The 22,555-nt window shown below is 61.6% G+C and carries 22 protein-coding genes and 3 pseudogenes; 15 read left to right on the top strand and 10 right to left on the bottom strand.

Annotation, left to right across the window (positions count from 1 at the left end; genetic code table 11):
* Window positions 1–3 precede the first annotated feature (3 nt).
* From NKH05_RS11995 to NKH05_RS11980, 4 genes are read right to left on the bottom strand one after another with little or no spacing between them, the layout of a single operon-like run.
* Window positions 4–1,101: an ABC transporter ATP-binding protein gene (locus NKH05_RS11995; protein WP_023720288.1), complete on the bottom strand. Its 1,098-nt coding sequence runs from the start codon at window positions 1,099–1,101 to the stop codon at window positions 4–6.
* Between the two features lie 10 nt (window positions 1,102–1,111).
* Window positions 1,112–2,044: a carbohydrate ABC transporter permease gene (locus tag NKH05_RS11990; RefSeq protein WP_352515696.1), complete on the bottom strand. Its 933-nt coding sequence runs from the start codon at window positions 2,042–2,044 to the stop codon at window positions 1,112–1,114.
* Window positions 2,037–2,975 carry a carbohydrate ABC transporter permease gene (locus NKH05_RS11985; RefSeq protein WP_352482018.1) on the bottom strand — a complete coding sequence of 313 codons (939 nt, stop codon included), beginning with the start codon at window positions 2,973–2,975 and terminating at the stop codon, window positions 2,037–2,039. Before NKH05_RS11985 ends, NKH05_RS11990 begins: the two co-directional genes overlap by 8 nt.
* A gap of 57 nt (window positions 2,976–3,032) precedes the next feature.
* Entirely contained in the window at window positions 3,033–4,298 is a 1,266-nt protein-coding gene (locus NKH05_RS11980; RefSeq protein ID WP_353025436.1) for an ABC transporter substrate-binding protein, read from the bottom strand.
* Between the two features lie 110 nt (window positions 4,299–4,408).
* Between NKH05_RS11980 and NKH05_RS11975 the strand changes: the two genes are divergently transcribed.
* Entirely contained in the window at window positions 4,409–5,638 is a 1,230-nt protein-coding gene (locus tag NKH05_RS11975; protein WP_353025434.1) for an ROK family transcriptional regulator, read from the top strand.
* 294 nt (window positions 5,639–5,932) lie between these two features.
* Here the strand turns inward: NKH05_RS11975 and NKH05_RS11970 are convergent, their stop codons facing one another.
* Window positions 5,933–6,853, bottom strand: a complete 921-nt coding sequence (locus tag NKH05_RS11970) for a LysR substrate-binding domain-containing protein (protein ID WP_352858846.1) — start codon at window positions 6,851–6,853, stop codon at window positions 5,933–5,935.
* 139 nt (window positions 6,854–6,992) lie between these two features.
* On the opposite strand from NKH05_RS11970, the pseudogene NKH05_RS11965 reads away from it, so the two are divergent.
* Window positions 6,993–7,871, top strand: a pseudogene (locus NKH05_RS11965) (NAD(P)-dependent oxidoreductase).
* Window positions 7,872–8,085: 214 nt separating this feature from the next.
* Here NKH05_RS11965 and NKH05_RS11960 read toward each other — a convergent pair.
* Together NKH05_RS11960 and NKH05_RS11955 are read right to left on the bottom strand one after the other, a co-directional pair.
* Complete coding sequence (locus NKH05_RS11960; protein ID WP_352856777.1) at window positions 8,086–8,418, bottom strand: antibiotic biosynthesis monooxygenase family protein; 333 nt, start codon at window positions 8,416–8,418, stop codon at window positions 8,086–8,088.
* A 353-nt stretch (window positions 8,419–8,771) separates the two neighbouring features.
* Complete coding sequence (locus NKH05_RS11955; RefSeq protein WP_352494764.1) at window positions 8,772–10,208, bottom strand: MFS transporter; 1,437 nt, start codon at window positions 10,206–10,208, stop codon at window positions 8,772–8,774.
* A 120-nt stretch (window positions 10,209–10,328) separates the two neighbouring features.
* Between NKH05_RS11955 and NKH05_RS11950 the strand changes: the two genes are divergently transcribed.
* Together NKH05_RS11950 and NKH05_RS11945 are read left to right on the top strand one after the other, a co-directional pair.
* On the top strand, window positions 10,329–10,682 hold the full coding sequence (locus NKH05_RS11950; protein ID WP_023720297.1) for a winged helix-turn-helix transcriptional regulator: 354 nt from the start codon (window positions 10,329–10,331) through the stop codon (window positions 10,680–10,682).
* 18 nt (window positions 10,683–10,700) lie between these two features.
* Window positions 10,701–11,009, top strand: coding sequence for an ROK family protein (locus tag NKH05_RS11945; RefSeq protein WP_156948117.1), 309 nt, complete (start codon window positions 10,701–10,703; stop codon window positions 11,007–11,009).
* Here NKH05_RS11945 and NKH05_RS11940 read toward each other — a convergent pair.
* Window positions 10,952–11,965, bottom strand: coding sequence for a LacI family DNA-binding transcriptional regulator (locus NKH05_RS11940; RefSeq protein WP_353025432.1), 1,014 nt, complete (start codon window positions 11,963–11,965; stop codon window positions 10,952–10,954). The genes NKH05_RS11945 and NKH05_RS11940 overlap by 58 nt on opposite strands.
* Window positions 11,966–12,123: 158 nt before the next feature.
* On the opposite strand from NKH05_RS11940, the gene NKH05_RS11935 reads away from it, so the two are divergent.
* The 4 genes from NKH05_RS11935 to NKH05_RS11920 are packed head-to-tail and all read left to right on the top strand — an operon-like array spanning window position 12,124 to window position 16,490.
* The gene (locus tag NKH05_RS11935; RefSeq protein ID WP_023720299.1) at window positions 12,124–13,065 is read left to right on the top strand and encodes a sugar ABC transporter substrate-binding protein; all 942 of its coding nucleotides are present in this window, start codon (window positions 12,124–12,126) and stop codon (window positions 13,063–13,065) included.
* Window positions 13,066–13,121: 56 nt separating this feature from the next.
* A complete protein-coding gene (locus tag NKH05_RS11930) occupies window positions 13,122–14,624 on the top strand; it encodes a sugar ABC transporter ATP-binding protein (protein WP_023720300.1) in 1,503 nt (500 codons plus the stop codon).
* A gap of 23 nt (window positions 14,625–14,647) precedes the next feature.
* Window positions 14,648–15,643 carry an ABC transporter permease gene (locus NKH05_RS11925; RefSeq protein ID WP_352482025.1) on the top strand — a complete coding sequence of 332 codons (996 nt, stop codon included), beginning with the start codon at window positions 14,648–14,650 and terminating at the stop codon, window positions 15,641–15,643.
* Window positions 15,644–15,653: 10 nt separating this feature from the next.
* Window positions 15,654–16,490, top strand: a complete 837-nt coding sequence (locus tag NKH05_RS11920; RefSeq protein ID WP_023720302.1) for an N-acyl homoserine lactonase family protein — start codon at window positions 15,654–15,656, stop codon at window positions 16,488–16,490.
* 136 nt (window positions 16,491–16,626) lie between these two features.
* Here the strand turns inward: NKH05_RS11920 and NKH05_RS11915 are convergent, their stop codons facing one another.
* Window positions 16,627–17,586: a DMT family transporter gene (locus NKH05_RS11915; RefSeq protein ID WP_352515704.1), complete on the bottom strand. Its 960-nt coding sequence runs from the start codon at window positions 17,584–17,586 to the stop codon at window positions 16,627–16,629.
* Between the two features lie 401 nt (window positions 17,587–17,987).
* Here NKH05_RS11915 and NKH05_RS11910 point away from each other — a divergent pair, with 401 nt between their 5' ends.
* From NKH05_RS11910 to NKH05_RS11895, 5 genes and pseudogenes are all read left to right on the top strand, one after another.
* Window positions 17,988–19,319 (top strand): PQQ-dependent sugar dehydrogenase, encoded by a 1,332-nt coding sequence (locus tag NKH05_RS11910; protein ID WP_023720304.1) that lies wholly within the window; start codon window positions 17,988–17,990, stop codon window positions 19,317–19,319.
* Window positions 19,320–19,487: 168 nt separating this feature from the next.
* Window positions 19,488–19,601: pseudogene (locus NKH05_RS33115) on the top strand (transposase); the annotation flags it as partial.
* 826 nt (window positions 19,602–20,427) lie between these two features.
* On the top strand, window positions 20,428–20,613 hold the full coding sequence (locus tag NKH05_RS11905) for a hypothetical protein (protein WP_023720306.1): 186 nt from the start codon (window positions 20,428–20,430) through the stop codon (window positions 20,611–20,613).
* A gap of 49 nt (window positions 20,614–20,662) precedes the next feature.
* Window positions 20,663–20,914 carry a hypothetical protein gene (locus tag NKH05_RS11900; protein ID WP_352482027.1) on the top strand — a complete coding sequence of 84 codons (252 nt, stop codon included), beginning with the start codon at window positions 20,663–20,665 and terminating at the stop codon, window positions 20,912–20,914.
* Window positions 20,911–21,204: a hypothetical protein gene (locus tag NKH05_RS11895; protein WP_352482028.1), complete on the top strand. Its 294-nt coding sequence runs from the start codon at window positions 20,911–20,913 to the stop codon at window positions 21,202–21,204. The genes NKH05_RS11900 and NKH05_RS11895 overlap by 4 nt, the downstream gene beginning before the upstream one ends.
* Window positions 21,205–21,281: 77 nt before the next feature.
* On the opposite strand, the gene NKH05_RS11890 is transcribed toward NKH05_RS11895, so the two are convergent.
* Window positions 21,282–21,749 (bottom strand): DUF995 domain-containing protein, encoded by a 468-nt coding sequence (locus NKH05_RS11890; RefSeq protein WP_156948081.1) that lies wholly within the window; start codon window positions 21,747–21,749, stop codon window positions 21,282–21,284.
* Window positions 21,750–21,828: 79 nt separating this feature from the next.
* Here NKH05_RS11890 and NKH05_RS11885 point away from each other — a divergent pair.
* Both NKH05_RS11885 and NKH05_RS11880 read left to right on the top strand, forming a co-directional pair.
* Window positions 21,829–22,002 (top strand): annotated as a pseudogene (locus tag NKH05_RS11885) (recombinase zinc ribbon domain-containing protein); the annotation flags it as partial.
* A 61-nt stretch (window positions 22,003–22,063) separates the two neighbouring features.
* Entirely contained in the window at window positions 22,064–22,525 is a 462-nt protein-coding gene (locus tag NKH05_RS11880; protein WP_023719289.1) for a hypothetical protein, read from the top strand.
* The last annotated feature ends 30 nt before the right edge of the window (window positions 22,526–22,555 follow it).

Below are 22,555 nucleotides of genomic sequence, written 5' to 3'. Positions count from 1 at the left end.
AAATTACAGAAGCGCCTTGGTTGTTGGATCGAACAGGCAGGCGCGCGACATATCGATGCCCAGCGTTATCGTCTCGCCCATGACGGGAGCGTCGTCCGGCTCGAAGCGGCCGGTGATCTCCAGGTCACCCAGCCTGAGCACGGCAAGCGTCTCGGCCCCGGTCGGCTCGACCAGCTCGACCGGCGCCTGCATGGACGCCACAGCAGGTTTGCGGGACTTCAGGTCGGTCGTGAAACGGTAGATGTGTTCCGGCCGGATACCGAGCACGACGTCCTTTGGCGCACCGGCGGGCATCGGCGCAGCAAGGGCAAGGCTGGCGTCGCTGCCGTCAGCGGCGCGTACCGAGATGCTGGTCGAGCCGGTAAGCCGCGCCGGGATGAAATTCATCGCCGGCGATCCCATGAAACCGGCAACGAACATGTTTGTCGGCCGGTCGTAGATCCGCTTCGGCGTGTCGAACTGCTGTACCGAGCCCTGGTTCATCACCGCAATGCGGGATGCAAGCGTCATCGCCTCGACCTGATCGTGGGTGACATACACCGTGGTCTTGCCGACGCGATGGTGGAGCTTCTTGATTTCGGTACGCATGTCGACGCGCAGCTTGGCGTCGAGATTGGACAGGGGCTCGTCGAACAAAAACAGCTTCGGGTCGCGGACGAGGGCACGCCCCATCGCAACGCGCTGCCGCTGGCCGCCCGAGAGCTGGCCAGGCTTGCGTTTAAGCAGCTGTTCGATCTGCAGGAGTGCGGCAACGCGCTGGACAGCTTCCGCTTGCACCGCTTTGGGCACGCCGCGGCTTTCCATGCCGAAGGTGATGTTCTGGCGCACCGTCATCGTGGGATAGAGGGCGTATGACTGGAACACCATCGCAATGTCGCGGTCCTTGGGTTGCACCGAGTTCACCAGCCGGTCGCCGATCCAAATCTCTCCCGACGTGACGGTTTCCAGGCCGGCAATCATGGCGAGCAAGGTTGACTTGCCGCAACCCGACGGACCGACAAGCGCGACGAATTCTCCGGTCTTAGCCTCGAGATTGATGCCGGAAAGAATCTCGAGCGAGCCGTAGCTCTTGTGAAGGTTGCGGATCATCAACGCGGACATGGGCGACGCCTCATTTGATGGCGCCCTGCGTGAGGCCGCGCACGAAGTATTTGCCACCGAACAGATAGATCAGCAGCGGTGGCAACGCGCCGATCAGCACGGCTGCGCTCATCACATCGTAAGCACGTGCGGTCGTGCCGCCGGCCGTGAGCGCGACCAACGCCGCCGTAATCGGCTGCTGCTGGCCCGACGTGAAGACGACGCCGAACAGATACTCGTTCCAGATGCCGGTGAACTGCCAGATGACGGTGACAATCAGAATGGGCGGCGACAGGGGCAGGATGATCTTGCGGAAGATTCGCCAGAAGCCGGCGCCGTCAATGCGCGCCGCCTTGATAAGGTCGTCCGGTATGCTGACGTAGAAATTGCGGCAGAACAGGGTGGTGAACGAGATGCCCTGGACGACGTGGATCAACACCAGCCCATATGTGGAATTGGTCAGGCCGAGCTTGCCGAGCAGGAACGCCCACGGCATCAGCGAAATCTGGCCGGGCATGAATACGCCGAGCAGCATCAGATTGAAGGTCAGTTCGGAACCCCTGAAGCGCCATTTGGAGAGGATGTAGCCGTTCATGGCGCCGAGAATGGTCGAGATGATTGTGGCGGGGATCGTCATCGCCAGCGAGTTGAAGAAATTGCGCTTCATGCCCTCGCAGGTACCGCTGACACAGTAGGATCCCCAGGCCTGCGCCCACGCATCGAACCGGAAGCTGCGAGGTACGGAGATGAGGCCGTTGCGGGCAATCTCCGACTGCTCGCGCAATGAGTTGAAGATCACCACCAGCAACGGCACGAGATAGACCATCGCGAAAAGCGCCAGCACGGCATAGACAAGGAAGCGGCTCCAGAAATGCCGGCGCGTGGCTGCGGCAGCTTCCGGATCAAAGCCGGTCGGATTGGGGCGGGCCGGGTCAAAGCTGGCATTGGGGGCAATTTCAGCCATTGCGGCCCTCCGCCCGCCGGCGCCAGACGATCCACAACGAGTACGGCACCAGCACCACCGCGACTGCCGCGAGCATCATCATCGCCGCGGCGGCACCCTCGCCGATTTGCCCGCGCTGGAACATCAGGTCGTAGACATAGATGGCGGGGAAGGTGGTGGACACGCCTGGCCCACCCCGCGTCAACGCCGCCACCAGGTCGAAGGTCTTGATGGCGAATTGTATCTGAATGACCGCCACCGCCAGGAATATCGGGGCGATGGTGGGCAGGATGACCCTGCGATAGGTCCGGAAAACCGACGCGCCGTCGATTTGCGCGGCTTTGACGAGATCCGGATCGACCGACCGCAGACCGGCCAGGAAAAGTGCCATCGCGAAGCCGGACGACTGCCAGATACCGGTTATGATCACCGCATAGATCGCCGTGTTGCGGTTGGCCGTCAGGGCGAAGCTGAAGTCGGTCCAGCCAAGCCCGCGAACGAAGGCCTGGATACCGTCGACAGGGTTATAGAGCCAGCTCCACACCGTACCGGTGACGATAAAGGACACCGCCAACGGATAGAGGAAGATAGTGCGCCAAACCGCCTCGCCGCGGACGCGCTGGTCGATCGCGATCGCGAGCAGCAGGCCAACCGCCATCGAGCCAACGATATAGAAGCCGCTGAACAGGAAGAGATTCGTATAGGCGATGTTCCAGCGCCGGTTTGCCCAGAGCGAAGCGTAATTGTCGAGGCCGACGAACCCATAGGTCGGCAACAACGACGAATTGGACAGCGAGATGTAGAGCGTCCAGAGCGTGAAGACGAAAACATAGACGAAGCTCGCCGCTATCGACGGCGCCAGCACCAGAATGGGCACCATCGTGCCAAGGCGCTCGCGCCACGGACGGGTCGTGGCGGCTGCGGCCGGTACAATCAGGTCATGGGTGGACATCGGGCTGCTCCGGCGAAGTCAGGCCGGGCGCTTCGCCCCCGGCCATCATCGGCAGCTTCACTTCTGCGCTTCGGCCGCATCCGCCATGGCATTGGCCGCGTCCTGCGCACTCATATCCGGCGTCGCCACAAACTCGGTGATTGTATCCATGATTGCGCCGCGGACTTTTTGCGGCACCGTCATGTTGTGCGCCATGGAACGGACGAGCGTGCCGGCGGCGATCGAGGCTTGCAGATCCTTTTGCGAGAGTTGCTGGCAGGGATTGAAGCCGTTCGAAAGATCGACGTCGAGGCGGGCCGGGATGGAGCCTTTGGTCTGATTGAAAATGGTCTGGAACTCGGGTGACAGGATGATGCTGGCAAGCAGCTTCTGTCCCTCGATGTAGTCCGGGTCCTTCTGCTTGAAGAACACGACCGAGTCTGAATTCAGGATGAAGCCGGGCTTGCCCCAATCGGTCGGCGCCTGGGCACAGACATAGTCGGCGCCCTCCTTGAAGCCGCCAGCCGTCAGCAGGCCGATCGTCCAGTCGCCCATGATGTGGAAGGCGGCCTCGCCGCGGCCGACCAGATGCGACATGGTATCCCAGTCGCGTCCGTTCATGCCGGGATCCATGTACTTCGAGGTCATGGTGCGGAACTGCTCGAAGGCCTTGACCATGCCGTCGCTGCGCATCGCCTCGACGTCGCCCTCGACGAAAGCCTTCTTGTACAGATCGAGGTTCTGACCGTACACGACAACTTCGAAAACGGTCGAGTCGGTCCAGTCGGCGGTCGAGTGCGAAATGCAGATCTTGCCGCTGGCCACGATCTTGTCGCAGGCGGCGTTGAATTCCGCCCATGTCTTCGGCATCTCGGTGACGCCCGCATCCTTCATGACCTTTGGCGATGCCCACAGCCAGTTGATGCGGTGGATGTTCATCGGCGCCGCCACCCAATTCCCCGTCGGCTTCATCACCGGCAGCAATTCGGGAGCGACGACCTTCTTCCAATTTTCCGCCTTCGCCAGGTCGTCGAGATTAGCTGTCATGCCCGTCTCGTTCCATTCGGCGATCTCGGGGCCTTTGAGCTGTACAGCGGGAGGTGCGTTGCCGGCGATCACATCGGCACGCAGTTTGGCCAATGTGTTGGCTGTATGGCCGGCGATGGAGGTCTGCTGCCAGGTGCCACCCTTGGCGGTAAACATCTCGCCGAGCTTGGCGATAGCCTGGGCGTCCGATCCGGTCGCCCATTGGTGCAAGAGGTTGGTCTTGGGCTCCGCGAGTGCTGCTCCGGTAAGCAAGGTGAAGGCGGTAGCGGCCGCAAAGGCCGTCCTCAGATATTTCATCGTTTCACTCCCATATGTGATGCACGGTTCGTATCGACCGCTTGTGGCCCGCGATTTGAGGTCGTGGCCGGTGAGATGCAGTAATCTCCGTTCTTTCCAAGATGACATATTTGGGCTATCAGTCAACGTCCTTTGTGCTCATCATGAACAAACCTTCGCTTAGAAATTGGCTGATCGACAGGCCGTCCGCGTCGCCGGAGAGCCTGATCGTCCGATGCCTGCGTGAGCGCGGCGTCCTTTCTGCGTCGCAAATTACCCGCATTACCGGTTTGGCGCGGTCGACGGTTTCAACCGCGCTCAATGGCTTGAGAAAATCGGGGATGGTGATCGAATCCTCGGCCCATCATGACGCGGCCAGGGGTATCGGCAGGCCTGCCACGGCATTGACGCTTAATCCCGCTGCGGGCACCTGCGTCGGCATCCATCTGGGCCTCGACGAAATGCGATGCGTCGTCGCCGACGTCTCGCATTCTTTCATTGTCGAACAAACTATCCCCATGGGCCTGGACTACCAGCCGCAGCAGGCGGCGCAGCTCGCCAAGTCAGTAATTGCCCGATGCTATGAAGAGAACGGTCTGCCGATGGCGGGGCTCCTGGGGGTTGGGGTCTCCGTCTCGGGCCCAGTCAGCCGCGAAGGAGTGGTGCTGCGCGCGAGTATCGTTCCGACCTGGGCCGGGGTCAACATCCGCGATGTGTTTGGGCCGACCCTCGAACAGCCGATCTTCGCCGATAATGAGAGCAACTGCTCGGCCATTGCGGAGTTGATGTGGGGTGCGGCCGTCGGCCAAGACGACTTCGTGCTCTTCAAGGTCGATCTGGGCGTCGGCGGGGCCATTGTCCAGCATGGCCGGCTGGTGAGCGGCATCGCCGGCGGCGCCGGCGAATTCGGGCATATCAGCATCGATCCCAGCGGTGACCTTTGCCGGTGCGGCAATCGCGGATGCCTGGAGCTCTATGCCAGCTTTGCCCGGCCGCTCGAGCAGATTTCGCGCATCGTGCGGCGGCCGGTCACGATGGACGACGTGATCATGATGGCCGAGCAGGGCGACGTAAGGGCGCTGCGGATGATCGAGGACACCGCCGAGTTCGCCGGACGTGGGCTCGGCTTGATCGGTTCGGTGCTCAATCCGCCGCTCATTATCATCGGCGGCCGCATGGCCTTGGCGGGCGACATTCTCCTGGCGCCACTGATCGCGTCATATGAACGCCACACGCTCATCAAGTCCCGCGATGTGGCGCCCGCGCTGCGCACGCGGATAATCGTTGGCAAGCACACGGAGAACGATGCATTGCTCGGCGCGGTCGGCCTCGTGCTGCGCCACAACAGCCGACTGCGATGATATGGCTACGTTCCAGGTAAACCTTGCCGTACGAAGGCAGAGGTCATGGGTTCGAATCCCTTCGGGTGCACCAAACACCGCCATTTGCCGCCGCCTACGGCGCACGCGCCGGCCAGAGCACGCCAGCCTAGCAGGGGCGGCGACTGATTGAGTTCGAATCCTTTGAGGCGATGACGGCTCGGCCCTCATTTTGCGACATTTGGGGTCTGGTCGCACGTAAGCGGACATCACACTTCGGCGCCCACGACGCCCCAGCGATCGGCCCAGGATTCCAACGTACCCGCCCAAGGACTATCAGTCTGCATTGATTGGGTCTGCACCTTGTGGCCGTTGCGAGAGTTCAGCGATCAGATGGTCGGCAACGACCCTAACGGAGGGGAGCTGCCCGCGACGATGCGGCATCAGCAGAGTCGTCGCCACGCCACGCGCTGTCCAGTCCGGTAAGATGCGGACAAGCGCGCCGGACTCGATCAGCGGCGCACAGAAGCTGCCCGCCAGGCAAGCCACGCCGAGCCCGGCCCTCGCGGCTTCCCGCAAGGAGACGGTTTCGTTGGCGATATAGCGCGGAGATGGCGTGACCTCCGCAACGACGCCTTGCCCATCGTGAAGCGTCCAGACCCTCTCCGACGACGATGCCATAATCCCATCGAGCCCGTTCGCTTCCTCGGGTCGAGAAGGCATGCCGTTCTTCCGAATATAGTCGAGCGAGGCGACGAGCCAGGCGGGGTCGTAATCGATGCGACGTTGCACGAGTTCGGTATCCGGCAACGGGGCGAAGTGGTTGCGGATGGCGATGTCGAAACCTTCCTGCACGATGTCCACGAACCTGTCGGAGACGTCGAGCATGATGCGGACCTTCGGATAGCTCGCTGCGAGACGCGGGAGGATCGGCGCTAGACGGAACTGGGCGATCGGCAGCGATGCCGTGATCCGCACCGTTCCGCTCGGTTCCGCAAGGCGACCCTTGATCACATGCTCGGCCGCCTCCGCTTCGATCAGCATGGCGGCGGCATGACGATGAAAATCTCGGCCGATCTCGGTCACGGTGAAGCTGCGCGAGGTCCGCTGGACCAGACGCACGCCAATCGCCTTTTCCAGCTCGGAGAGCCGCTTGCTGAGAGTGGACTTGGGGATGCCCAGGGCACGCCCCGCCGCAGCGAAGCCGCCATGATCAACTACTTGAACGAAAACGAGGAGGTCGTTGAGATTCAGCATCCGGAGCTCTCATCGTTCCTAAATGTGGACGATAGGTCTACAGATAACCCACTACTGCTTCTGCGTCCAATATTGCATCTCTTTGTAGCCGCCGCCGTGGGGCGGGGCTGCAATTCGGAACGTAGAAGGACGCACGTACATGGCCAATATCTCGATCCTCGGCCTCGGGGCTATGGGGCAGGCGCTGACCGCCCGATTTCTTTCGCAGGGCCACACGGTCACGGTCTGGAACCGCACGCCCGGCAAGGCCGCATCACTGCTTGCCAAAGGCGCGCGCGAGGTGAAGTCCGCCGCCGACGCGACCGCCGCAAGCGACGTCACCGTGATGTGCGTGCTGGACTATGCCGCGTCGGATTCGGTGATCGATGATGCGGCATCGGCGCTCTCCGGGCGTTCGCTGGTCAATCTGACCAACGGCACGCCGGCACAGGCGCGCGCCACGGCCGAGCGGATTGCCAAGCTGGGCGCCGCCTATCTCGACGGCGGCATCATGGCGACGCCTCCGATGATCGGCGGCGAACATGCGCTTATCCTCTACAGCGGCTCCAAAGCGGCCTTCGATGCGCACGCCCGAACGCTCGAGGCGCTTGGCGCCGCGAACTATCTCGGCGGGGATGCCGGGCTGGCATCGCTGCACGACTTGGCCCTTCTTAGCGGCATGTATGGCCTTTTCGCCGGCTTCTTCCACGCTACCGCGCTCGTAGATTCCGAAGGCATTGGCGCGGGCGCTTTCCTCAAGCTCCTTGGCCCATGGATGACCGCGATGATGGGCGAGCTGCCGGGATATGCGTAGAAGATCGACAGCGGCAGGCATGGCGTGAATGTGGTGTCGAACCTCGGGATGCAGGCCGCCTCACTGGACAACATCCTCACAGCTACCCGGGAGCAGGGCGTCGCCACCGATCTGCTCGACCCCATGCTGGACCTGTTCCGCAAACGGGTGGGAGGCGGATTCGGAGATGAGGATATTTCAGGTGTTTTCGAGCTGATCCGGCGAAAGAGCGGGAAAGGCGGGTGAAGCCGTCGTGGATGGCGCCATATCCCTCGCCGCTGCCGACATTCTCGGCCTCCCGGGGAGGCGGTGCACCAGCGTCCAAAATGAACCCAGCTTCGGGGTTCGCTGCCCGCCGGCAAGCGGTTCGTCATCCTCTCCTCGCGCGGCGATGCGGGATACACTCCCGGCGGTCGGCTGGAATTCGAGTTTTGCACGGGATGATGGCTGGAACACTCGGTCAGGCTCCGCTTGATCCGGACGACTTCCCTGCGTCCTCAATGACGTCGTAGTGGCATACACGCGGATCGAAGGAGAGCAGCTCGGCGACAGCGCCCGGTTCGACGACCGCCTTTTCGACATCTGACCCGGCAAATCTGCCGAGGGCCTCCATCGATTGCCACCGGGTCTGCACCTGAAATTCGATTTCGGCATCAACTTTGCGCACGCTCAACTGCGCTCCGAGAAATCCGGCCGTCTGGAGCAATGCCGGAAGGACACTGGTTCTGAAGTGGTTGGGATAACCGTGCGGATTGGACGCCGCGGCGCGAGCGCGCCATTGACGAATAACCATCTTGCTCTCCTCGATGCGTTGCCGCCAAGCAGCGGCATGTGGACCTCAAATATCTAATGCACAACTCTGGCCGCGCTGAGCCAGGCTGGGCAACCACGTCGGCGACGTCAGCCAGCGTATCGTCGTCGACGCGGGGCAACTACAACTCGATTCGCTGTCGGCCCAAGGCGTCGCGGAACTCGATCGGGCCGGGGCGCGCGCTGCTGAGCAGTTCTGGTTTCGTAGACGCGTCTAAGCATCGGCACAGCCTACATATTGACTTGTATGATGCAACCCATATGGCCCGTCGCAGGCTGTGCCGCCTCGCGTTTGCGCATCTGGTAGGGGAGCCGCGACGGCGGCTCCCCAATTCCTCATACCCCGACGTGCACCGGCGCAGGGGCCGGCGTTCTGTCCCGCGAAAGAAGGAGCAGCGCAAGCGTTGCACCGGTGGCGGCGATGATCACACAGGCCCAAAAGCCCGCCGCATACCCTGCGGTCAGTGCTGCGGGGGTATCCGACGTCCCCGTCATCGAGACAGCGACGGTGGCGGTGATAGCTACCCCCAGAGCAGCGCCAATCTGGAACATCGCGCTGTTTATCCCGGACGCGAGGCCTGCGTCGGCTTCCTTGACCTTCGAGAGAGCTGCAACGGAACCGGCAACGGCAGCCATTCCGATACCAGGCCCGAAGGCGATCAAGCCCGGAAGCAGATGCGCGAGGTAGGTGCCTTCGGGAACAATGAAGGTGAAGAGTGCGCACCCAGCGCCCATCAAGAGCATGGCGATCACGGCAATCGCACGCGCCCCGGCCCGGCCGATCCATTTACCCGTCAGTGTTGAGGAGACGATCGACAGGATTGCATAGATCATCGTGCCAAGGCCAACGACAAGCGGCGAGTAACCCAGGACCTTCTGGGCATAAAGCGACACCAAAAGTGCCATGCCGAATACGAGCGCCCCGGCGAAGAGCATGGTCAGGTTCCCGCCGACAAATGAGCGAGACCGAAAGATGGCAAGGGGAACAAGCGGGTTATTCACCCGCCTTTCGATCAACACGAATGCGCCGAGCAGTCCGAGCGTTGCACCCAACAGGCCCAGGGTTTGCGGATGGGCCCAGCCAACGCTGGGAACCTCGGTGATCGCCAGTACGAATGCCACGAGCGCCGCGGTAATCGTCACGGCGCCGCCGAGATCGAAGCCACCGCGGCTGCCGATAGCACGGCTCTCGCGCAGCGTGAACGGGCTGAGCCCCAGGATCATGGCGCAGATGGGGACATTAATGAAGAACACCCAGCGCCAACCGAGCCAATCGGCAAGCGGTCCACCCACCAGCAGCGCGGCGGTGGCCCCGCCGGCTCCCATCGCGGACCATAGCCCCAGGGCTCGATTCCGTTCATTTCCCTCGAAGGTGGTCATGAGGATCGATAGGGCGCTGGGGGTCAATACGGCAGCGGCAATTCCTTGAACAACCCGGGCACCGATGAGAAATCCTGGATTGCCGGAAAGCCCGCACGCCAGCGAGGCGACAAGGAAAGCAGCTGTGCTCGCCATAAACAGGCGCCGCCGACCCAACAGATCCGATACTCGACCCCCGAGAAGAAGAAGCCCGCCCAGAGCCAGCATGTAGGCGCTCATCACCCACTGCACCGCGGATGGGGTGAAACCGAGTTGTGCCTCGATCGAGGGTAAGGCGAGGAGGACGATCTGTCCGTCAAGGCAAACCATAAAGAAGGCTACGCAAAGTACCGCCAATGCAATCCAGCGTCGTGGATCGGGTGCGGCGGAAAAATTCTTGGATGGGATATCCATGGGAAAGTCCTTTTGCTTGCCTGCGGCGCGATAACGCCACGAGGGAGGCGCAAGGTGATTGACTTACCGCCGGTTTGGCAAGTACCTACTATTTTGTAGGTACCCTATCGGAGCGATGTGATGGCAACGAACTTACCTGAAGCCTGCGGCCTGGGGCCGGCATTCCTTGTGATCAGCGGCAAGTGGAAAGGCACGATCCTCTGGCTTTGCCGGAAGCAGCCGCGGCGGTTTGGCGAGTTGCGTCGCCTTATTCCCGACATGAGCGAGAAGATGCTCATCCAGCATTTGCGAGAGATGGTGGCGGACGGACTCCTTGACCGACACGATTTTGGGGAGGTTCCGCCTCGCGTCGCATACTCGTTGACTGACCTAGGTCTGGAGCTGGACGACGCTCTTGCTCCGCTTGCGCACTGGGGTCTCAAGCATTCGGATCGACTGACACGGGATCGACCAATGTCGCTGGTCAAGGCGTAGCGCCTTAGGTGCGGCGGTGTGCTGTGCGCGAGTATCGTTCCGACCTTGTTTGGGCCGACCCTCGAACAGCCGATCTTCGCCGAAAATGAGAGCAACTGCTCGGCCATTGCGGAGTTGATGTGGGGTGCGGCCGTCGGCCAAGACGACTTCGTGCTCCTCAAGGTCGATCTGGGCGTCGGCGGGCCATTGTCCAGCACGGCCGGCTTCGATGATCCGGCTTCGCTTCAGCGGTGCTCTGAGGCTCGTTGTTCCGCACCATTGCGGGTCCGTCACCCGATATCCTTACGCAGCGGCGCGCAGCTCTCGCCAACGATCAGTGCCGGCTGAAAAACGATGTTGCGCACGGGCTCCGACACTCTTTCCTCGATGCGGTCGACGAGCAGGCGCAGCGCTTCGTTGGTCATGTCGGCAATGGGATGTTCCGTTCTCGTCAGTCGCGGCTTCAGGCCTCCGGCGCCTGCGACGGTGTCGGTAGAGGCGACCGAGACGTCTTGCGGACAGCGCAAGCCGAGATCGGCAATGGCGCGCATCACGCCGATCGCCATGACGCCGTTCGCGACATAGATCGCCGTGGGACGGTCGGGCGAACCCATCATGTCGCGGGCCACCGAATAGGCGGCCTCCTCGCGAAATTCGCCGGACCTGACATGGCCAGGCTGCGGAGTTAATCCCCGCGCGGCCATCGCGTCGATCATGCCGTCAAGCCTGCCCTTGCTGGTCGACAGTTGCATCGGCCCGGTGACCGAACCTATGCGGCGATGCCCAAGATCGAGCAGGTAGTCGACCGCCTGCCTGCCGGCTGCCCGATTGTCTATGCTCACCGTATCGGCGCTGTTGCCTTCGATCGGTCGACCTAGAAGAACGGTCGCGATGCCTTCGAACTCATGCGGCTGATATTGATTTGCGGCGCCCACCGGAACCAGAACCATTCCGTCGCAACCGAGGGTGCGAATCCGCGACAGGATGCGCCGTTCGGTGTCGGGCTTTTCATCGCTGTTGAAGAGAACGAGTGAATAACCCCATGCCGCGACCGCTGCCTCGGCCGACCAGACGATGCGTGCGTAAAACGGGTTCGAGAGATCGGCCACCGCAAGGGCGATCAGCTGGCTGCGGTTGCGACGCAGATTGCGGGCGGCCAGCGACGGTTCATAGCGCAGCTCGCGAATGGCGGTGACGACGCGAGCCCTCAGCTCGGGACTGACAAAGGTCGTATCGTTCATGACGGCCGAAACCGTCGCAGTCGATACGCCTGCCGTTCTGGCGACGTCTTTGATGGTGGCCATTTTGCCCCGATAGCTAATCGTTTCGCTGAACTTTGGTTCAGATTTATCCCTGTGTCCAGCGGATTCATGCTTGCATTGGACTGCGTTTTGCAGGACGTTAGCGAAACGGTTTGCTATCAAGGGGCTCTGACGGCAGACTAGGCGAAGGGAGGAACACCATGAAAAATCTAGCTTGCATTATTGCCGCAGGAGCGCTCTCGCTGGCGACGGCCAGCGCTGCCGCGCAGGACAAGCCGCTTCTTGGCGTTGTGTCGATAAGCGCCACCGAGGCCAACAATGTCCGCTACATCCAGGGCGCGACGAAGGCCGCCGACGAGCTTGGCTGGAAGACCAACGTCGTGGATGCCGCCGGCAGCGCCGACCAGGCGAACGCGGCGATCCAGAATTTCGCGCAGCTCAAGGCGGATGCGATCATCGACATGGTGTTTCCCTATTCGTCGATCGGCGCCGGTCTGGCCGCCGCAGGCGACGCTGGAATACCTGTGGTGACCTGGGGCGGCGGGCTCGGCTCGACCGTTGCCGCAACCAACGGCTCGGGCGGCCCGATGGCGATTCCGGTCGTGGATCTGATGGTCAAGAAGATGGACGGCAAGGGCTCGATACTGGCGCTCACCTACCGGACCGGCGAAGTCTGCCGGAACCGCGAAGTCGTCATGGACGAGATCGTCGCCAAACACCCCGAGATCACCGTCACCAAGAACGAGGTGCGTATTCCCGGCTATTTCGAGGACGGCGCCCAGTACGCCAATGCGTGGCTGGCGTCGCATCCGGCCGGCAAGGAAAACCTGGCGATCTGGGGATGCTGGGACGACCCGGCGATTGGCGCTATCGGCTCGTTGCGCGCCCAGGGGCGCGACGACGTTCTCGTCTACGGCATCAACGGCAATGCCCAGGCGCTGGAGAACATCAAGAATGGCTTCATGACCGCCACGGCCTGGCAGGACAGCTTCACCGAGGGCTACAACATGGTCAAGATGTTGAAGGACATCAAGGACGCAGGCGGCGCATGGCAAGCCAAGGCAGCCGAGGTTCCGGCGGTGCTGGTGACCAAGGAAACCGTCGACGCCTTCCTCAAGGACCATCCGGAAGCCATAAAGTAGGACTTGGTTTGGCGGCGGCGTTCACAAGAGGTGCGCCGCAGCCGGGCGGCGCTGAAATGACGGTCCCATTGCTGGTCGCACGCGATATCGCAAAGGCCTTCGGCGGCACCCAAGCGCTGAAGGGCGTATCGCTCGATATTGCGCCGGGTGAAATCCATGGCCTTGTCGGCGCCAACGGTGCAGGCAAGTCGACCTTCATCCGCATCCTCGCCGGACTGAACCACCCCGACGCCGGTCGTATCGAGCTCGACGGCCGCCGCCAGGAGATTGGCACGCCGCAGCGGGCGACCGAACTCGGCATGAGCTTCATCCATCAGGAGCTTGCGTTCGTGCCGGGCATGACCGTGCTGCAGAACATCATGCTGGGCGTCCCGAAGAAAACGCGCTTCGGGCTGACCGATTGGCGTGCAATCGCGCGTGACGTTGCGCCGATCGCCGGTCGCGTCGGCATATCGGCGCCGCTCAACGCCAGCGTGAAGGGACTTTCGACGGCCGAGATATGGCTGATCAACATTTGCCGCGCCCTGGTGCGCAAGGCGCGCCTGATCGTCATGGACGAACCGACCGCATCGCTTGCCGCAGGTGAAGCGGAACGGCTGTTTGCGATTGTCCGCGATCTTTCCGCGTCAGGGGTGTCGGTGCTCTACATCTCGCACCGGCTGGACGAGATCCTGAACCTGTGCACGCGCGTGTCGGTCTTCCGCGATGGCCGCTCCGTCGCCGAACTCGCCGGAGACGCGCTCCACCGCCCCGCGCTGGTCGAGGCGATCGTCGGCGGTGCAATTCGCGACACTCAAAGGACGGCCACCGCAAGGGCACGCGGCGGTGTCGTGCTGGAAGCGAAGAACCTGACGCGGGTGCCGAAAGTCCGCGGCGTCAGCCTTGAGCTTCACGCCGGCGAAGTGTTGGGCATCGGCGGCCTTGTCGGCGCCGGACGAACGGAGCTCGCGCGGCTGCTTTTCGGGGCGGACCGGCCGGACAGCGGCGAGATGGCGCTGATGGGCCGGCCCTATACGCCCTCTTCCCCCGCGGCGGCCGTCCAGGTGGGGCTTGGGCTGGTCCCGGAGGAGCGCCGGGCGGAAGCGCTCTTCCTGTCCAAGAGTATCGCCTTCAATCTGAGCATCGCCAATCTCGACAGGGTCGCTTTCGGTCGCTACCTGCCGCTGATGAACCGCCGCGCCCGCACGTCTATGGCCGGCGAGATGATCCGCGCCCTGTCGATAAAGGCGCGGAACGCGAGCACGCCGGTCGGCCGTCTCAGCGGCGGCAATCAGCAGAAGGTGGCGATCGGCCGCTGGCTCCAACGCATACCGAAGGTGCTGATCCTCGACGAGCCGACGCGAGGCGTCGATATCGGAGCGCGCACCGAGATCCACCGACTGATCCGCCAGCAAGCCGAGGCAGGAATGGCGGTTCTGGTGATTTCGTCGGAACCGGACGAGTTGCCTGAGCTGTGCGATCGCGTTCTGGTGATGGCGGAAGGCCGCATCGTTCGCGAGCTGACCGGCCTAGCCATGTCGCGGAAGGCAATCGTCGAGGCAAGCTATGTCGAACCCTAAGCACTGATGGAGGACCATCCCTGATGAGCGATGTTGCGATAAGCGCCCGGCGTCTGTCGCCCGGAACCAAGGCGGCGCTCGGTATCTTTGCCCGCTATGGGACGATCATTGGGCTTCTGGCGATGATCGTCACGTTTTCGATCCTGTCGCCCGCCGCCTTTCCAACCGTGGGCAATTTCACCAATGTGCTGAACCAGGCTTCGCTGGCCATGATCATTGCCGGCGGGCTGACACTGGCCGTTGTCGTTGGCGAACTCGATCTCTCCATAGGCTTTGCCGCCAGCCTGCACGGCATTCTGATCACCGGCTTCGTCGTCCACGACAAGCTGCCAATCCCGCTTGCGGTGGTCATCGTCATCGCGCTGGGCGCGGTGATCGGTCTGGTCAACGGCTTCATCGTCACCAAGATCAAGGTCAATTCCGTCATTGCGACGCTGGGCGTCGGAACGATCCTTACAGGCCTGGCCTTCGCCTATTCCGCCGGCGTTCCCATTGTGGCGGGCGTGCCGGAGGCATTTCTCCAGCTTTCCCTTGGCCGCTGGCTGTTCGGCATTCCCAACAACATCATCGTCATGATCCTCGTTCTCGGCGGGCTTTGGGTGCTGGTCGAGCGAACGCCGCTCGGCCAGGAGATCCAGGCCGTGGGCGGCAATGCGGTGGCTGCCCGCCTTGCCGGCGTGAATGTCGATCGTATCAAGATCCTCGGTTTCGTCATTTCGGGAATGTGCGCGGCGCTGACCGGAATACTGCTTGCCTCGCGTCTCGGCAGCGGCACGGCCAGCGCCGCGGACTCCTACTTGCTCACCGCATTCGCGGCTGTGTTCCTTGGTTCGGCGACGCTGCGTGACGGGGAATTCCATGTGCTCGGCACATTGGTCGGCGCTCTCATCATCGCCTTCGGCTTCAACGGCCTCAACATTTTCGGCGCCCCGACCTTCTCGCAATATGTGTTGCAGGGCGCCATCCTGATCATTGCCGTGGGCATGGCGAGCCTGGGCCGCTCGCTGGCGGAACGCTGAAGGAGAAAGCATGACAAGCGAAAACACGCATTGGGAGGTTTACGTCGTCGAATTCGCCCGATCGAAGCAGCAGCCCTGGGTGGATCTCGTCGCAGGCATGTATGACGATGGCAAGGTCGATCTGCCCTTCTCCTTTGTCCTGCTACGCCATGGCGACCGCAACGTGCTGGTCGACACCGGCTTCATTCAGGAAACGAGCACAGCCTTCTCGCTGAAGTTCGACATTCCCCACTGGATTTCGCCGGTTCGCATGCTGGCCGAGCTTGGCATTGCAGCCGGCGCGATCACCGACATTTTTGTGACCCATGCGCATTTCGATCACATGGGATCGATCGCCGAGTTCCCGAATGCAAATCTCTATATCCAGAAAAGCGAATTGCTGTCCTGGTATGAGGCGATCGCATTGCCGCCGCGGTTCGGTTATCTCACCGCCATCATCGATCCCGACACGTTGCGCGCCGCCCTTGATGCATCGGTCGAACACCGCGTTTCGCTGATCGATGGCGACAAGGACGACGTGCTGCCGGGCATCCATGTACGGCTGGGAAGCGGCCACACGATCGGACAGCAATTCGTCATCGTCCAGTCCGCGCGGGGCAAACTGGTCGTCTCCGGCGACTGTGTCTATTCGAAGCGCCAGATCACCGGACACAAGCACGACGGCGTCTATGCGCCGCTGAACAATGCCGTCGGCAGTGTTTGGGAGCAGCTGAAGACCATCGACCGCATCAACACCGCGATCGGCGGCGATCTTGGGCAACTGATCGTCCTGCACGACATAGAGCGATGGAAGGGTCTGCCGGTCATTGCGGAAGTCGAAGGGTTCCGGATCGTCAGGGCCGGATAGGAAAATCGAAGGCGGCCTTCGCGGCAGCCTCTTCGTACGGAGCTCGACCGGTGACGCAGCTCTCATGGGCCGCTCCGGCCGAAAGGACTGTCAAAGACTTACGAATTGCTGGCCGAAGCGACGGTGCTGAGGTTCGCTAAGCTACACGCACCGTGCGCTGCCTCGGCTTGATCGCGGTGGCGAGCAGCAGGCCGGCGACGATGAAGGCGGCGCCGGCGAGATCGTAGTCGTGCAAGCTTTCGCCAAGGAACAGATAAGCGAGCACGGCGACGAAGGCGGTCTGCAGATAGAGCAGCATGCTGGCGCGCCCGGCGCCAAGCGTCTCGACGCTGCGGTTGTAGAGATAGTACATCAGAGCGCCGCCCGGGCCGGCAACATAGGCGAGGGCCAGAAGGCCGTTCGCATGCAGCGCCGAACGATCCCCGGAAAACAGTTCCCAGAGATAGAGAGGCAGTGCGGCCAGCGCGCCGGCTCCCAGCAGCAGGACCACCATCGGCAGAAGCTCAATGCCGAATTTCGCGCGACGCAGCAGCACGGTGTAGAGGCCCCAGCAAAGCGCGCTGCCGACGATCCACAACTCGCCGGGATTGAACCGTAGCTGCATCAGCGCGGCAAGGTCGCCGCGCGCCACGATCACCACCATCCCAGCCAGAGCGACCAGCGCTCCAAGCGCTTTCCAGACACCGAGGGGCTCGCCAAGCACGAAGCGGGCAAGCACCATGGTCATGATCGGCGACAGCGCCATGATGATGCCGGCGGTTGTCGCGTTGGTGTAGTTGAGGCCCGTGTAGATCATGCCCTGACACAAGGTCAGCCCGATGGCGCCGATGGCCAGCACCTCGATCACCCGGGATTGGATCAGCACGAGCATCGCCCCGTGATGACGATGGACGATAGGCAGCAGGATCGCGCAGGCGAGCGTCAGCCGCCAGAAGCAGAGCGCCCAAGGCGGCATCTCGGGGGCAACCCACTTGGCGGCAATATAGACGCCGGCGGACAGGAGCCAGCAGAGCGTCGCGAGGGAATAGGCGAGCGGAAGTGATGCGCCGGGTGTCGCCTTAGCTACATTTGGCTGTGCTATCGGCAGTGATTGGATATCCGTCTCCTCCCATCGCAGACTTTAGCAGATTTGCAGCGTCTTGCTAAGCAGCAACAACAGCTGGTTCACCGGCTGGTGCAATCGGTGGGTCATTGTGGGTCCCGCCGTTCACGGTCTCGTTCCATTCGAACGCATGTTGGCCCATGAGCAACTCGATACCGAAAAGCGCAAGCCGTATCGATTTCGCGCGATACGAATCTGAGATTCATATTGCGCGACAGATATTCGCGCGGTTGCCACAATCTTCTCGCGCCATATTTCTGCCGAGAGCAGATCTGTCGCGAATTCCTGGCCCTCGGATCCGAGCGCCGCTGTTTTTTTCGAAGCAATTGGAAGAATAAGCCACTGACTTCCGTTTGCACAAAGAGCGCGACACATATCCATGCGGAGGACGTCCGATGCATGCCGGCTTCCGAGGGAGCGTACTCGTAGCGGTGTTGGGCGCCGTCATGGCAAGCTGCGCCGGCATCCCGGCGCAAAAAACCGGGGCAATAACCGGCTATGGCCCCAACCCCACTTTACCGAAACCAAGACCGACGCTGATCCCGACTGTTAACATCGCCGAGGCGAAAGGCTGGCAGAAAGGAGGTATGCCGACCCCGGCGAAGGGGCTGACAGTGAACGCCTTCGCCACCGGCCTCGACCATCCGCGCTGGCTGCATGTGCTTCCGAACGGCGACGTTCTGGTTGCTGAAACCAATGCCCCTGCCAAGCATGACGAAGGCTTCAGTCTTAGAAAGGTCTTCATGGACCTGGCTATGAAGCGGGCTGGCGCCGCGACCAAAAGCGCCAATCGCATCACGCTGCTGCGCGACACCGATGGCGACGGCATTGCGGATGTGGGCACGACGTTCGCGGAAGGCCTCAATTCGCCCTTCGGCATGACGCTGTCCAAAGGCAAGCTCTTTGTCGCGAACACCGACGCGCTCGTCGCTTTCCTCTACTCCAATGGCCAGACCCGAGTCAGCACGTCGCCGGAAAAGATCATCGACTTGCCGGCCGGGGACCTCAACCATCATTGGACCAAGGACGTGATCGCAAGTCCGGATGGACGCAAGCTCTATGTCACCGTTGGTTCCAACAGCAACGTTGGAGAAAACGGCATAGCCGCGGAGAAGAACCGCGCCACTGTCCTTGAAGTGGATCGGTCGACCCGCCGCACGCGGGTCTTCGCCTCGGGCCTGCGCAACCCGAACGGGCTCTCCTGGAATCCTGAAACTGGCGAGCTTTGGGTCGCCGTGAACGAGCGTGACGAGATCGGCGACGATCTCGTGCCGGATTACATGACCTCGGTTCGTGACGGCGCTTTCTACGGCTGGCCATACAGCTACTACGGACAGAACGTCGACGAACGCGCTAAGCCGCAGCGCCCCGATCTCGTGGCGACGGCGGTCAAGCCCGATTACGCCCTGGGCTCTCATACCGCCTCGCTGGGACTGACCTTCTCCAAAGGCGCCCGGCTCGGTCCGACCTACGGCAACGGCGCCTTCGTCGGCCAGCACGGCTCGTGGAATAGAAGCGTGCACAGCGGCTACAAGGTGATCTTCGTGCCGTTCCATGGCGGCAAACCGAGCGGTCCTCCGAAAGATGTGCTCACTGGCTTCATCGGGCGTAATGGCGAGGCGATGGGCCGTCCGGTCGGCGTTGCTATCGATCAGACTGGCGCACTGCTCGTCGCCGACGACGTCGGTAACGTCATCTGGCGGGTCCGCCGGGCGAATGGCCGTTGAGCGCAGGTGCCTTTCTGATTCCGACCTCACCAGCCTTCGGCTACAGCGCCACGCCCGATATGGCTGCATTCGGCTACGATCTCGATGCATATGGCAGGCTGAGCGACCCGAGACATAGGTGACATTTTGTACCGGATACATGGGTAACACTTTTGGCTTTTGGCCGGAGGCATTTGGCTCGTCAGCTTCATGCACTATGATGTGGGATATCTCGACCTGGAACAGAGGACGTTGCAGACCATCGGCAATCCGTTCGGCACGAGATTGTCACCCATGTCTTAGGTACAAACTGTTACCCATGTCTCCGGGCTGGACAAATATCTGAATTTGGTAGCGGGAGACCGCTACATCGCAATACCCACTATCGAAGACGCGTCTTCCATTTTCGCCGGCATGCGGCGTAGCTGCAAACTACGAATCTGGGGTCAGGAGTTCGAATCTCTCCGGGCGCGCCAACATTTCAATGACTTAGAAGGACATCGCAGACTAGAGAGAGAAATTAGTCTGCGATTTAGTCTGCGGAGTTCATCGTCTTTCTCTGGTCTCGACATGTGAACGACGGAGAGTTCCTAGCCAAGGGTCCAGTCGCTAGGCTGATGCGCTCACCTCTCGACGTGAACGGTGCGCTGAGGCTTCTAACCAGGATTACACCTGCCGTAGCAGTAGGGAAGCTGAACGTCCGAAGTTGGCGCAATCGCGCAGTTCCCGAAACGAAAAGTCTGACCCGCAGACGACGAACGTCTGCCGCGACGTCAACGTCGGCTTTGCGGGGGCCTCGCCCTACGCCGGAATCCGTTTCGGCAACAAGGCACGAGCCCGGGATCCCAAACAACAACTGCAGAGGAGAGCGCTTTGATCCGGCGTTGCGTACAGGATCGAATGACGCAACGGGTCGACTGCCGCACACTTGTGCCAGGAAGCGGATCGCCAGATTTGGCTCGAGAGCAGGCATTTCGGACTTTTGGGATAAGTCCGGTTCGGGGCATAGTTCATGCCGATGCTCGCGGGGCGCTTGAAGGTCTGGCTCTGACCTTCCGAGCCACGGAGCCGCAACTCCACTTTCGGCTACAGAACTGCTGGCCAACTCCAAGTTCAGATTCTGCCCAAAATGAGCGCCGCCAAGGAGAAGATGACCTTCGCCGATCTGGAGCCGCTGATCTGTGACGCGGACAACGTGGCCGACGTCTTGCTGACCATGCTGGAGGTCTTTTCCACAGTACCTGACGGGAATTTCGTTCTGACCCAAGCGAGGGGGAGCGCCTTTTCTTCATTGCCACCATTGCAGAGCAGATGACGCGGAAGGTTAAGAACGCCTACTACGAAACCCTCGGGGGCGCCGCCTCATGACCGCGCCTTCAGATGACCTCGACGACCTGCAATTCGATACTGGGAACCTGCACCACTTGCTCGAAGTGCTCTATGGCCAGACCATGGAACAGGAGTTCGAGCGCGACGGGAAGAGGGTCGCTTTGGCGGACCAAATAAGCGCGCTGGCCATGATCGCCCGCGACCTCGCCGAACGTCTGAACGAAGCGGCTGGAGCGTGTATCGACAACGCGATGGCCGACGCCAAGGCCAGAAAGGCGGCATCATGAGCGCCGTCCCGACCGTCGAACCGTTCTGCGTCTCTGACACGTTCGTCACTGGTGCCGGCCCACTCCAATTTATGGGCGACAATCTCAGGCTGACGCTGCATGTCCTGCAGCGCTCGACTTATGACGGCGGCACAGAAAATGCCGTGGTATCAAAGATTGTTGGAAGTCGCACCGATATGCTGAAAATCGCCGCCGCCATTCTCAGTGCTTGCAACTCCCGGTCAACGCCAGCGGACAGAGCGGTGGAAAACTTCATGGAGTTCCTTGAAGGGCCCGCTGGGCGCCACTGAACCGGCACCCAGACGGAACTGCTAAGCCGCCGCCTCACGGTGGCGGGCTTTTTCCTTGCGTGTTCCTGTCGCTTTTGTCACTCCCCGCCTGCAGCAGCGTATTTTTTCGCCACTAAATCTCCGTCCTTAAGCTTCTTAACGGTAGTGGTAACATACCCGCTCTTTAGATCCGGCTTTGATCCATCATAGTGGACAGACCAAAGGTCATATATCCTTTTTCCAGAACGCCAAAATTTGTTGCAGTCCCTGTAGATTTTTGGATCACCCTTTGGCTTATTCTTGGCGCACATCTCATTGCCACTTACGCTCCAAGTGCCCTTAAAAGTTGCCGTTACCTTAGGTTTGCCAAAGATTCCTTTGGTTGTGCCGTCAGATGCATAGTAAATGCTAGAGACGTCATAAATACCGGTCTTGCCTGAATATATCGCCTTGACCTCGGCTGCGGTTAATTCGACCGCGTCCTTCGGCAGCTTGCCGGCCCATGCGGACGCACACACAAAACTAGTCAAAGCGCCGCCTAACAGAAAAATTGCAAATGCACGCATAAAGACCTCCCTCTCTTTGCCCAAGCAATGACTAATTTAGCATTTCCTCAGAGGAGAATCGAGGCAGGAAATCGCCGACGTGAGGCACTTGCGCTGGCACACCCCGCTGCGCTGCGGCGCCTGCGGGTCGGGCATGTCGGTCAAGGACAGGATGGGTCGCCTGACGCGCATCATGTGCACGCGCGCCAAGGAATCGCGCTCATGCACCAATGTCAGGCCCTATGCGCTCGATCATATCGAAGCGACGGTCATCGACGGGTTGCGCGCCAGGTTGAACGACAAGGCGCTGATCGACCACTATGTCGCTGCCTACAATGACGAGCATCAAAAGCTCTATTCGGGGCAGGGCGCCTCGCGAAAAGGCCGCCCAGCGGCTCGACGCCGCCAGGCGCGAATACGACCGCGTGCTGAACGCCTATGTCAAAGGCATGATTTCGGAAGCCGAAGCCGAGCAGCGCTTGCCAGTGCTACGCGAGGAGCGCCAGCACCTCGAGGCCGAGCTCGCCGTGCTGCCGCAGCCGCCGAAGGTCGTGACGCTGAAGCCGGCGCTTGTCGCCCGCTACATCCGCGATCTGGAAGCGCTCGCCGCCGCGATCGGAGAGAATGGCTTCGTCTCGGAAGAAGCCAAGAAGATCGTCCGCGACGTCGTGTCGACCGTGACAGTCTACCCGCCGAAGGCAGGCGAGCAGCCGTCGATCCTGATTGATGGATACCTGTCAAACATGGTCGACCAAGGCCTTGGCCACCTCGTCTCCGTTCGGGGGGAGCGATGGTAGCGGGAGAGCGCTACCGCCTTTCCCCAGACC

The organism is Mesorhizobium sp. M1399, assembly GCF_040317735.1.
Taxonomy (GTDB): Bacteria; Pseudomonadota; Alphaproteobacteria; order Rhizobiales; family Rhizobiaceae; genus Mesorhizobium.
Note: the sequence above shows the minus strand (reverse complement) of the source record. Positions and strands in the feature narration are given on the sequence as shown.